Origin of the sequence: Pseudomonas sp. NY15437 (genome assembly GCF_048068435.1) — a bacterium.
Taxonomy (GTDB): Bacteria; Pseudomonadota; Gammaproteobacteria; order Pseudomonadales; family Pseudomonadaceae; genus Pseudomonas; species Pseudomonas nitroreducens_B.
Genome location: NZ_JBLUQC010000006.1, coordinates 352,382 through 364,195, shown reverse-complemented (window position 1 = coordinate 364,195; position 11,814 = coordinate 352,382). Strand labels below are relative to the sequence as shown.

The window sequence follows — 11,814 nt, the reverse complement described above, 5'->3', positions numbered from 1 at the left end:
ATCACGCAGGCGCCGCGCCGGCTGCAGCGCCGGGAAGGACGCCAGCTGGGCGCGGATGTCCGGGGAGGCGTTGCAGAGAATCCAGTTCGCGCCGTCGTCGGACAGCGCGATGGAGGATTGCGTGCGCGGCTGCGCGATCACGCTGCCGTCGCGTACGCCGCGGCAGTTTCGGCAATTGCAGTTCCACTGGGGAAAGCCGCCACCGGCGGCCGACCCGAGAATTCGGATGTGCATGACAGTGCCCCGTGGGCAAGGGCCCCGGCGGACCGGGGCCGAGTGGATCAGCGGTTGGCGAAGTACAGGGTCACTTCGAAGCCAAGGCGCAGGTCGGTGAAGCTAGGCTTGGTCCACATGGGTCTGTCCTCTTGTTGTCGGCCGGTTGAGCCCGGCTGCTTGAGTTAAACACCAGGGTCAGGCACTCCGAATGATACTTTCGAAGGAGATTCCCCCTGATTTGGTAGCGGACCCGCGGCACCAGCCGCGCCCCGCCGCTGCAACTGCCCCCTCGCGGCGACAGCCGTTGCCCGGTGGCGCCCGCCGCGTGCGGGATGGGCGCCTGTTGGTTCCAGACTAGTCAATCCTGGGACCGGCCCCAGGCCCCATCGGTTTAGAAAAACCACCGCGCGGCGCGATCCGACTGACGGCTGCCGGCAGCGCGGACGTTGTCCGCGGATCGCGGGCATGGCGGCTCTTGGTAGGAGCGGATTCATCCGCGATGGTGTCCGGCGCGAAGCGGGACCGATCGCGGACGGAGTCCGCTCCTACGCAGAGGTCGACTCACCTGATGAGGCGGACGTTGTCCGCGGATCGCGGGCATGGCCCGCTCCCACAAGGTGCGCACCTGTAGGAGCGGGCCATGCCTGCGACCGCCCAGGCGCTGAAGCATCGCGTGTGACACCTATTCGCGAGCAAGCTCGCTCCTACAGGCAAGGTGTGGATGCTCTTCGTAGGAGCGAGCTTGCTCGCGAACAGACACTCAGCGAAAAAAGAAAACGCGGCCGGAGCCGCGTTCGACGAAGGCCGTCGCCCATGGAAGTGGGCACGGAAGCGGACGGCCACCCGAGCGGGCGCGTCGACACAAGGGATGCCCAGTGGAGTGCCGGGCGGTACACCAGAGAAGGGAGCCGGCGAACCTGATGGGAGAAGGCCCGCCGGCTTGCAACAACGCTTAGAAGAAGCCCAGCGGGTTGATGTCGTAGCTCACCAGCAGGTTCTTGGTCTGCTGGTAGTGGTCGAGCATCATCTTGTGGGTTTCGCGCCCGACGCCGGACTTCTTGTAGCCACCGAAGGCGGCGTGCGCCGGGTACAGGTGGTAGCAGTTGGTCCACACGCGGCCAGACTGGATGCCACGCCCCATGCGCCAGGCACGGTTGATGTCGCGGGTCCAGACGCCGGCGCCGAGGCCGAACTCGGTGTCGTTGGCGATCGCCAGGGCTTCGGCTTCGTCCTTGAAGGTGGTCACGCCCACCACCGGCCCGAAGATTTCCTCCTGGAACACGCGCATCTTGTTGTTGCCCTTGAGCAGGGTCGGCTGGATGTAGTAACCGCTGGCCAGGTCGCCCTCCAGGCGCTCGCTGGAGCCACCGGTGAGCAGCTCGGCGCCCTCGCCCTGGGCGATGTCCAGGTAGGAGAGAATCTTCTCGTACTGCTGCTGGGAGGCCTGGGCGCCGACCATGGTCTCGGTGTCCAGCGGGTTGCCGCGCTTGATGGCCTTGATCTTCTTCATCACCACGGCCATGAACGGCTCGAAGATGGACTCCTGCACCAGCGCCCGCGACGGGCAGGTGCAGACTTCGCCCTGGTTGAAGAAGGCCAGCACCAGGCCCTCGGCGGCTTTCTCGATGAAGGCCGGCTCCGCCTGCATGATGTCCTCGAAGAAGATGTTCGGGCTCTTGCCGCCCAGCTCCACGGTGGACGGGATGATGTTCTCCGCCGCGCAGTGGAGGATGTGCGAGCCGACCGGGGTCGAACCGGTGAAGGCGATCTTGGCGATGCGTTTGCTGGTGGCCAGCGCCTGGCCCGCTTCCTTGCCAAAGCCCTGGACGATGTTCAGCACGCCCGGCGGCAGCAGGTCGCCGATGATCTCGGCCAGCAGCATGATCGACAGCGGGGTCTGCTCGGCCGGCTTGAGCACCACGCAGTTGCCGGCAGCCAGGGCCGGGGCCAGCTTCCACGCGGCCATCAGCAGCGGGAAGTTCCACGGGATGATCTGCCCCACCACACCCAGCGGTTCGTGGATGTGGTAGGCAACGGTATTCTCGTTGATCTCGGCGGCCCCGCCCTCCTGCGCGCGGATGCAGCCGGCGTAGTAGCGGAAGTGGTCGGCGGCCAGCGGCACGTCGGCATTCAGGGTCTCGCGCACGGCCTTGCCGTTGTCCCAGGTTTCGGCGACGGCGAGCTGTTCCAGGTTCTGCTCGATGCGGTCGGCGATCTTCAGCAGGATCAGCGCACGGTCCTGCACGGAGGTGCGGCCCCAGCTGGCAGCGGCGGCGTGGGCAGCGTCGAGGGCGCGCTCGATGTCTTCGGCGGTGGAGCGCGGGAACTCGGCGATGACCTCGCCGTTCACCGGCGAGGTGTTGCTGAAGTACTGGCCCAGCACCGGCGCAACGAACTCGCCGCCGATGTAGTTGCCGTAACGCGGCTTGAGGGTGACGACGGCGCCGGGGGTTCCGGGTGCGGCGTAGATCATGGGGATGCTCTCCTGTCGGGCCCCGGCCCGAATCGGCCAGGTCATGGAGCGATCTTAGGCAGCGCCCTTCCCGGCCCGGAATGCACCCATGGGAGCGGTGGGTTACTCATTTGGTAGTAGAGAGGAACGGGCTCTTTGTATGAGCGTGGATGGGTTGGGGCCTTCCGAACGGCGTTGTAAAAAACAAAGGGCCGGCGCAATGGCCGGCCCTTCGCTCAGGTCACGCGAACATCACTTCTTCGCCACCAGATCCTTGGGCAGCTTGAAGGTCCAGATCATGCCGCCCTGGTCGAGATCCTTGATGCGCTTGGCGACTTCGCCGCCCCACAGCGGCACCGCGCCGCCCCAGCCGGAGAGGACGGTGACGTACTGCTCGCCATCCATTTCCCAGGTGATCGGCGAGGCGATCACGCCCGAGCCGGTGTTGAACTGGTAGAGCTTCTTGCCGGTCTTGGCGTCGAAGGCCATCAGGTAGCCCTCGGGGTTGCCGGTGAACACCAGGTTGCCGTGGGTCGCCAGCACGCCGCCCCACAGCGGCGCGTAGTTCTCGTAGCGCCAGACCTGCTTGCCGGTCTTCGGATCGATGGCGCGCAGCACGCCGATGTACTTGTCGTTCAGCGGCTTGATGGTGAAGCCCGCGCCGAGGTACGCCGCGCCCTTCTTGTAGGCGATGTTCTCGTTCCACATGTCCATGCCCCACTCGTTGGACGGCACGTAGAACAGGCCGGTGTCCTGGCTGTAGGCCATGGGCATCCAGTTCTTGCCGCCCAGGAAGGACGGCGCGACGAACACCGAGGTGCCCTTGCCGTCGGCGCTCGGGGCGCCCGGGCGGTGGGCGTCGTCGTAGATCGGCCGGCCGTCCTTGTCCAGGCCCTTGGCCCAGGTCACCTTGTCCACGAACGGGAAGCCGCGGATGAACTTGCCGTTGGTGCGGTCGAGCACGTAGAAGAAGCCGTTGCGGTCGGCGGTGGCCGCGGCCTTCACGGTCTTGCCGCCGTCCTGGTAGTCGAAGGACACCAGCTCGTTGACGCCGTCGAAGTCCCAGCCGTCGTGCGGGGTGGTCTGGAAGTGCCACTTGATCGAGCCGTCGTCCGGGTTCAGCGCCAGGCGCGAGGAGGAGAACAGGTTGTCGCCGGGGCGCAGGTGCGAGTTCCACGGCGACGGGTTGCCGGTGCCGATGAACAGCGAGTCGGTGCTGGGGTCGTAGTAGCCGCCCAGCCACGGCGCGGCACCGCCGGTCTTCCACAGGTCGCCCGGCCAGGTCTTGCCCGCTTCGCCGCCGGAGATGCCGTTCTCGATGGCCTTGCCGTCCTTGTAGACGTAGCCCATGTGGCCTTCTACGGTCGGGCGGCTCCACAGCAGTTCGCCGTTGGTGGGGTCGTAGGCTTCGATCTTGCCGACCACGCCGAACTCGCCGCCGGCCACGCCGGTGATCAGCTTGCCCTTGGCGATCAGCGGCGCGGCGGAGATGGAGTAGCCGGCCTTGTAGTCGGCCACGGTCTTCTTCCACACCACCTTGCCGGTGTCCTTGTTCAGGGCGACCAGCTTGGCGTCGAGGGTACCGAAGATCACCAGGTCGCCGTAGAGGGCCACGCCACGGTTGATCACGTCGCAGCACGGCATGATGCCGTCGGGCAGGCGCGCGTCGTACTGCCACAGCTTGCGACCGGTGCGCGCGTCGGCGGCGAACACCCGCGAGTAGGAGGCGGTGACGTACATCACGCCGTCCTTCACCAGCGGTTGCGCCTGCTGCCCGCGCTGCTTCTCGCCGCCGAAGGACAGCGCCCAGACCGGCCGCAGTTCCTGCACGTTATCGCTGTTCAGGGTGTTCAGCGGGCTGAAGCGCTGACCCTGCTGGTTGATCCCGTTGACCACGATCTGGTCGGTACGCTTGGCGGAATCGCTGATGTCCTGGTCGGTGACGCCGGCGTGGGCGCCCAGGGTGGTCAGGCTGATGGCGGTAAACAGCACGGTGCGGGCGAAAGGTTGAAGCTGTCTCATGGCGGTGCGCCTCTGCGATTGTTGTTGTACCCGGAAGAATCTCCCGGCTGTCGACGATTCTTGGTTTGGCGGGGCGCACCAACAATTGAACGCAGTGCCGATTTTTCTAGTTCCTTGGTAGCACTACCTGGCCGCAGAGGCGCGGAAATAGTGGCGTCCGCGGCGGCATCCGGCGCGATGCGGACCGATCGCGGACGGAGTCCGCTCCTACGTTTCGGGAGAGATGGGCATGTCCTGTAGGAGCGGGCCATGCCCGCGATCGCGCGCATGGCGCGCTCCTACAGTCGAGTGAGGGCAGCGTCTGCCGCTCGACGTGCGGGGAAAAGTGACTGACGGCGAAAACGGCGACTGCCACCGGAACCCGGCGGCAGTCCTCAGCAGTAGTGCGCACCAGTGCCTGCTCTCGCCCTCACTGCACGTCCTGATAAAGCCCCGGCAGTTCGTAGCGCACGCCGTAGGCCGCGTAGAGCTTGGCCAGTTCGCCGCTGCGCACCAGCTCCTCCAGCTCGCCGTCCAGGGCGTTGGAGAGCTGCCGGTTGCTTTCATGCACCGCCATGCCGATGTCCCACTCGGGCTGGCCGAGGTTCGGGTAGGTGTTCTCGGCGTTCTTCAGGTGCTCGTCGGCCGCTTGCGCGCGCATCCAGTCCAGTTCGCCGCGCAGCGCCATCACCGCGTCCACCTTGCCTGCGCGCAGGCCGTCGAACGCCGCCTGGGTGCTGGGGAAGTGCACGGTCATGCGGCTGAGCTGGCCGCCCAGCACCGAGGTCAGGTAGAAGGACGGCACGCTGTCCAGTTCGACGCCGATGGGGTGTTCGCGGAAGGCGGCGATGGTGTCCACCTCGGGCAGCCGGCGGTCGTCGCTGACCACCTGCCAGCGCTCACGCTGGTAAGGGCCGAACATCACCACCTGCTCGTTGGCGAACTCGCCGACGTCGTTGCGGCGGTTGGCGTACTGGCGGTCGTAGGGCACGCGCAACATCACGTCGGCGACCACGCCGGGACGCAGGTAGTGGCCCTTCCAGATGAAGTTGCGCAGGTCGTCGTCCAGGCGTTCGCCCGGGGTGACCCAGAGGAACTCGGCACGAAGGCCCAGCCCGCTGGCCAGGCGCTGCGCCAGATCGATATCGACCCCGCGCGGCTGCCCGCCCTGCATGAAGCTGTAGGGCGGGAAGTTCTCGTACACGGCCACCCGCAGCACACCGCTGGCGACCATGTCCTCGTAAGGACGGACACCGGCCTGTGCCTGCCCCAGCAGCAGGCACAGGAGCAGGCCGACCAGCAGCTTGGGCAGGCGCATGGCGGTCACTCTTCCACGTGCACGCTGTCCAGGTAGGTGCGGATCGCCCAGAGGCCTTCCTGGCTGATGTAGTCGGCCATCTTCGGCATGTAGACGGCGCCGTCACGCACCGCGCCGTTGATTACCCGCTCCTTGAACCACTCGTCACCCTCGGCGCCGGGATCGAGCATGCGCAGGTCCGGGGCGATGCCGCCGGACTTGGCTTCCAGCCCGTGGCAGCGCGCGCAGTTCTGGTTGTAGGCCGATGCGCCGATCTCCACCGCCTTGGCGTGGTTGGCGTAGGGCTCGCGGTAGGGGTTGGTGTCGCGCCATTCCTTGCCCAGCGGTTCCAGCCCCGTGGTATCCACTGCCTGGGGCGTCACGTTGCCGTGGGACAGGGCCAGACCCGAAACACCCAGGCCGGCCACCAACAGCAGGCCACACAGCAGGTTCTTGTTGTTCATCACTTCATCCTCTCATCGAGATGCTTGGCAAGGCACGGCGCACGGAATGACGCCTGTGAGGAGATGGTAAGAACGCGCGGCCGGCGGCCGAATCCTGCTTTGGATGCTCCCGCCTACTCCCTTGGTACTAGAACGGCGGGCGGCCAGCGCCGCTGCGTGGCCTGCATTGGTCTGCCGGTATTGCCGGAAATTGGCTATTCGATGGGCGCGGCGCGGGCGGTAACGTAGCCCCATTCCCGCACTCCCGCGGGCCCCACTGGAGATCGCCATGAGCGCACGAATCGAATGGCCCAAGGCCGCCCCCGACGCCTACAAGGCCATGCTCGGCCTGGAACAGGCCCTGGCCAGATCCGGCCTGGAAACCTCGCTGCTGGAACTGGTGCGCCTGCGCGCCTCGCAGATCAACGGCTGCGCCTACTGCGTGAACATGCACGCCAACGACGCACGCAAGGCAGGCGAGACCGAGGCGCGGCTGCAGACCCTGAGCGTCTGGTCGGAAACCCGCTTCTTCACTGACCGCGAGCGCGCAGCGCTGGCCTGGGTGGAAAGCCTCACCCGCCTGCCGGAAAAACACGCCCCGCAGGACCAGTTCGACGCCCTGCGCGAGCACTTCAGCGAGGCGGAGATCGTCAACCTGACACTGGCGATCGCCACCATCAACGCCTGGAACCGCTTCGGGGTGGGGATGGCGATGGAGCCCTGAGCGGGCACCACGCGTATGCGGCGGATAATGCCTTCGGCGTTATTCGCCCTACGGCGCGGACCGACTGCTGTCGTAGGGCGCATGACCCGGAACGGGTTATCCGCCGAAAGGCTGGGCCAGCACGTGCCGGTGCAGCCCTCACCCAGCCCTCTCCCAAAGGGAGAGGGAGCTGTCCGTGCTGGCTGATGCGATGGCTTCATCCTGCACCGAACGGTCCCCTCTCCCTTCAGGGCGAGGGCTCTTGATCCTGTAGGAGCGGACTCCGTCCGCAATGCACTCCGGCGCGCTTCGAGCCTATCGCGGACAGAGTCCGCTCCTACGCATGCCGACACGTCCGGCGCCCTGGCCTGCAGCCAGGTGCCGTCCACTGAGCGAGGGCTGTTGTAGGAGCGAGCTTGCTCGCGAACCGCCCCGCTGCGAGGCCTGGGTTCGCGAGCAAGCGCGCTCCTGCGAAAAGCCAATCAGCCCTCGACCAGCTCCACCCGCTCCAGCTCGCGCTTCATCAGCACGCGGCCGTTGCGGATCGAATACAGCGCCTTGGTCTGCTGGCGCACCGCCTCGTAGTCGTTCTCCACCCCCAGCACCAGCAGGTTGGCCGGACGGCCGGCGGCGATGCCGTAGCGCGCGCCCAGGTTCAGCGCGCGGGCGCTGTTGTCGGTGACCAGGTCCAGCGCGCGCTGCAGGTCCTCGAAGCCCATCATGTGGCAGATGTGCAGGCCGGCATCCAGCACGCGCAGGATGTTGCCGTTGCCCAGCGGGTACCACGGGTCCTTGATCGAGTCCTGGCCGAAGCAGACGTTCATGTCGGCGCGGTCGAGCTCGGCCACGCGGGTCACGCCGCGGCGTTTCGGGAAGGTGTCGAAGCGGCCCTGCAGGTGGATGCTTTCGGTCGGGCACGACACGAAGTTGATGCCCGAGCGCTTGAGCAGGCGGAACAGCTTGGAGCAGTACGCGTTGTCGTAGGAGCCCATCGCGGTGGTGTGGCTGGCCGTGACGCGGCCGCCCATGCCGCGCACGCGGGCTTCTTCGGCGAGCACTTCGAGGAAGCGCGAGTTGGGGTCGTCGGTCTCGTCGCAGTGCACGTCCACCAGGCAGCCGGTGCGCTCGGCCAGGTCCATCAGGAACTTGATCGAGCTGACGCCCTGCTCGCGGGTGTTCTCGAAGTGCGGGATGCCGCCGACCACGTCCGCGCCCAGGCGGATCGCCTCTTCCATCAGCTCGCGGCCGCCCTCGTAGGACTCGATGCCCTCCTGCGGGAAGGCGACGATCTGCAGGTCCACCAGGTGCCGCGCTTCTTCACGCACCTCCACCATGGCCTTGAGCGCGGCCAGGGTCGGGTCGGTCACGTCGACGTGGGTGCGCACGTGCTGGATGCCGTGGGCGGCCAGCATGCGGAGGGTGGTGTGGGCGCGGGACTTGGTGTCCTCATGGGTGATGGTTTCCTTGCGCTGGGCCCAGCGCTCGATGCCCTCGAACAGGGTGCCGCTCATGTTCCATTCCGGCTCGCCGGCGGTAAGCGTCGCGTCGAGGTGGATGTGCGGCTCCACCAGCGGGGCGATGGCGAGGTTGCCACGGGCGTCGATGTCGTCGCCGCTGGCGGCTACGGTGCTGGCTTGCGGCACGACCTCGGCGATGACGTCGCCGTCGCAGCGGATGGTGAACAGGCCGGTCTGCTTGCGCAGCGAGGCGTTGATGATCTTCATGGGCTTTTCTTCCTCTTCAGGCTATTCGTGGCGCGGCGCAGCGGACATGCGCCAGATGAGCAGCGCCACGGAGGTATTCAGGCGGAATTGCGCGTCGTCCAGGGACTGGCCGCTGAGGGTCTCGATGCGCGCGATCCGCTGGTTCAGGGTGTTGCGGTGGATGCCCAGGCGCTGTGCCGCCTTGAGCGCATTGCCGTTTTCCTGGACCAGCGCGTCGAGCGTCTCGATCAGCAGGTGCGGCTGTTTGCGGCCCGGCTCCATGAGCGGGCCGAGAGTGTCCTTCATGAACTGCTCGACTACTGCGCGGTCGGGGATCGCCCGCAGCAGGCGCAGCACGCCCAGCTCACGGTAGTCGCAGAAGCCGCCGGGCGCCTGCATGCCTTCGGCGACGTCGAGCGCCTGGCGGGCTTCGAGCAGCGCGCGGGGGAATTCGGCGCAGGAGTCGGCGCGGGCAGACAACCCGAGATTGGCACGCAACGGCGCCAGGTCCTGTTGCAGCTCGGCGGCCAGGGCGTGCAGTTCGGCCCGCTCGGCGTCCGCCAGGAGCAGCACGAACAGGTCGCCCTGGATCACCACCGGCAAGCGCTCGGGGCGCGCCTGCTGCCAGTTCTCCAGGTGGTCGAGCAGGCGCTGGCGGGTCAACTGCAGGGCGCGCTCGGCCTCCTCCGGCGCGTGCTGCTGGAACAGCCGGTCGACGCCCGACAGCCGCAGCGCCACCAGGCGCCGGGGCGTTTCCAGCGGCAGCTCCAGGTGCCGGGCGCGGCGGCGGACGATCTCCAGGCTGGGGAAGTCGCCGCTGAGCAATTGGCCGAGGATGTCGCGGCGCGAAGTCTTCACCTGGGTCATCTGCACCAGCGCCGTGCCGATCAGGTGGGTGACGATGACCATCTTCAGCGCGTAGGGCTGCTCGATCAGCGGCAGCCCTTCGGTCTCGGCTAGATGAACCACGGACGGCGGGATGCGCTGGATGAACTCGTCGCCGGTGAGGATGACGATGCCGGCAATGCCGCTGGCGACGCCTTCGCGCACCAGCTGCAGCAGGTTGGCTTCGTCGCGGCTGTGGTTGATGCCGGTGACGAACACCAGCTCGCCGCCCATCACCCAGTCGGCGATGCCGACGTTCTCCGCCACGTAGGACCAGCGCACGCTGCGATGCACGTTGCGCGCGCCGGCCCGCAGCGCGAGGCTTTCCAGCCCCGGCAGGCGGAGGATTTCCTCGACGCTCAGGCTCAAGCGCGCGGCTCGGCCACCGGCGCGCGGGCGCGGGTGACTTCGGTGAGGACGATGTAGCACAGGGCCGATGCCGCGATGCCCACCAGCGGCGCGATCCACGGCGAGGCGTAGGCCAGGCCCGCGCCCACCGCGTAGGACACCAGGCCCGAGACGTTGAACGCCGGGATGTGGCTGCCCACCAGCGCCGGGTACTCGCCGCGGTTGCGGTACCAATAGTCGGCCATGATGACGCCACCCAGCGGCGGGATGATCGAGCCCAGCAGCACCAGGAACGGGATCAGCCATTCGTACATGCCGCCGATGGCGAGGATGATGCCAATGCCGGCGGCCAGCAGGGTCATGGTGCGGCGGCGCTCGCTGCGCACCAGATGGCAGGCGGCGGCGGAGACGTTGTAGATGGTCGGCCCCTGGATGGTCCACAGGTTCAGGCAGAGCATGATGACCGCGGCGAACGACAGGCCCTGCAGCATCATCACTTCGACGATGTCGGCGTTCTGGTAGACGATGGCGCACCAGGCGCCGGCGACGATCATCAGGCCATTGCCGATGAGGAAGGCGACCACGCTGGCGATTACCGCGATGCGTCCGCTGCGGGCCATGCGGGTCCAGTTGGTGGCCTGGGTCGCGCCGCTGGCGAAGGTGCCGAAGACCATGGTCACGGCGGCGGAGAAGGTCAGGGTCTGGCTCGGTTCCTTCGCCAGCAGGCCGCTCCAGCCGCCGGCCGCGCCGGTGGCGATGACCATGGAGGCCACCAGCAGGATGAACATCAGCGGCACCGACACGCGGGACATGATGTCCAGGCCCTTGAAGCCGATGATCGCGGTGACCGAGAACAACAGGCCGAACACCACCATCAGCGGGATGTTCAGCCACTGCGGCAGGGCCAGCATCTTCACCAGCACGATGGCCACGGTGGCGGTGCCCCAGGCGTACCAGCCCAGTTCGGCGAAGCCGAGGAGGAAGTCGGACAGCTTGCTGCCGCGCTCGCCGAAGCAGAAGCGCCCCATCAGCACGGTGTTCAGGCCGCTGCGCGAGGCGATCAGGCCCAGGGCGGCGGCATAGACGGCCAGCAGCACGTTGCCGATGAAGGCGACCCAGAGCATGTCGACGAAGTCGAAGGCCATGCCGATCTTGCCGCCGGCGAACATGGTGCCGGTGAAGAAGGTGAAGCTGAACAGGACCATGGCGATGGGCAGCAGGCCCTTGCGCCCTTCCCTGGGCGTCGCGCTCAGGGGGAATTCACTGGGGGAACTCATGCCGGGGGATCTCCGCGAGGATTGGTTGAAGACTCCCGGCCAACGCAAATAGCGGGCCGGAAAAGCCAATCAAGAACGACGCGGAAATTTTGAGCATGTCGAACATTGTGAACTGTTCACAATGCACACTTCCGGTAGGTGTAACGACGTTTCAAGATAGCTCAAATGTGCATTGTGCGGATTTTCGGGGCACTCTGCAGCCTTTTCGCACCAAAACAGACGAATCCCCTGACATTGATCACTGCCGTTCGGCGGAATTCCTGCCGCGAAGCGCAGCGGCGGTCTGCACTTTCTGCCTGCGACACGCTGTCACCCCCAGACAAGGAAATGGCACGGACAACAAGTCCGCCCTGCCCCGACGCAGGCAGACTCTGCTCACTGTTCCGTCCGCTGCCTGCGCTGGGCAGGCGGCCTGAAAACAACCGAAAGCCCGCCAACAAGAAAAAGGGAGTACCCGCCAATGAGCGTCGCCAGGTTCCTCGCTCCATC

At 66.8% G+C, this 11,814-nt stretch carries 9 protein-coding genes and 1 pseudogene; 1 reads left to right on the top strand and 9 read right to left on the bottom strand.

The features are described from left to right. The 6 genes and pseudogenes from ACNFIA_RS16570 to pedF form a co-directional block, all read right to left on the bottom strand. Positions 1 to 234, bottom strand: a pseudogene (locus tag ACNFIA_RS16570) (pyrroloquinoline quinone biosynthesis protein B); the annotation flags it as partial. Positions 235 to 281: 47 nt separating this feature from the next. Next, positions 282 to 353 (bottom strand): pyrroloquinoline quinone precursor peptide PqqA, encoded by a 72-nt coding sequence (pqqA, locus tag ACNFIA_RS16565; protein WP_003106462.1) that lies wholly within the window; start codon positions 351 to 353, stop codon positions 282 to 284. An 815-nt stretch (positions 354 to 1,168) separates the two neighbouring features. Then, entirely contained in the window at positions 1,169 to 2,689 is a 1,521-nt protein-coding gene (locus ACNFIA_RS16560) for an aldehyde dehydrogenase family protein (RefSeq protein WP_259754686.1), read from the bottom strand. A 231-nt stretch (positions 2,690 to 2,920) separates the two neighbouring features. Next, on the bottom strand, positions 2,921 to 4,690 hold the full coding sequence (locus ACNFIA_RS16555) for a methanol/ethanol family PQQ-dependent dehydrogenase (RefSeq protein WP_259754685.1): 1,770 nt from the start codon (positions 4,688 to 4,690) through the stop codon (positions 2,921 to 2,923). Positions 4,691 to 5,099: 409 nt separating this feature from the next. Next, positions 5,100 to 5,987 carry a substrate-binding periplasmic protein gene (locus tag ACNFIA_RS16550; RefSeq protein WP_416786703.1) on the bottom strand — a complete coding sequence of 296 codons (888 nt, stop codon included), beginning with the start codon at positions 5,985 to 5,987 and terminating at the stop codon, positions 5,100 to 5,102. Between the two features lie 5 nt (positions 5,988 to 5,992). Then, positions 5,993 to 6,430, bottom strand: coding sequence for a cytochrome c-550 PedF (gene pedF / locus ACNFIA_RS16545; protein WP_259754683.1), 438 nt, complete (start codon positions 6,428 to 6,430; stop codon positions 5,993 to 5,995). 268 nt (positions 6,431 to 6,698) lie between these two features. On the opposite strand from pedF, the gene ACNFIA_RS16540 reads away from it, so the two are divergent. Then, positions 6,699 to 7,133 (top strand): carboxymuconolactone decarboxylase family protein, encoded by a 435-nt coding sequence (locus ACNFIA_RS16540; protein ID WP_416786700.1) that lies wholly within the window; start codon positions 6,699 to 6,701, stop codon positions 7,131 to 7,133. A 461-nt stretch (positions 7,134 to 7,594) separates the two neighbouring features. Here ACNFIA_RS16540 and codA read toward each other — a convergent pair whose 3' ends face one another. Genes codA through codB form a run of 3 tightly spaced genes read right to left on the bottom strand, consistent with a single transcriptional unit; the run spans position 7,595 to position 11,325 of the window. Then, a complete protein-coding gene (codA, locus tag ACNFIA_RS16535; RefSeq protein ID WP_416786697.1) occupies positions 7,595 to 8,836 on the bottom strand; it encodes a cytosine deaminase in 1,242 nt (413 codons plus the stop codon). A gap of 21 nt (positions 8,837 to 8,857) precedes the next feature. Then, positions 8,858 to 10,069, bottom strand: coding sequence for a PucR family transcriptional regulator (locus ACNFIA_RS16530; RefSeq protein WP_416786695.1), 1,212 nt, complete (start codon positions 10,067 to 10,069; stop codon positions 8,858 to 8,860). Beyond that, positions 10,066 to 11,325: a cytosine permease gene (gene codB / locus ACNFIA_RS16525; protein WP_416786693.1), complete on the bottom strand. Its 1,260-nt coding sequence runs from the start codon at positions 11,323 to 11,325 to the stop codon at positions 10,066 to 10,068. Before codB ends, ACNFIA_RS16530 begins: the two co-directional genes overlap by 4 nt. Positions 11,326 to 11,814: the final 489 nt, after the last annotated feature.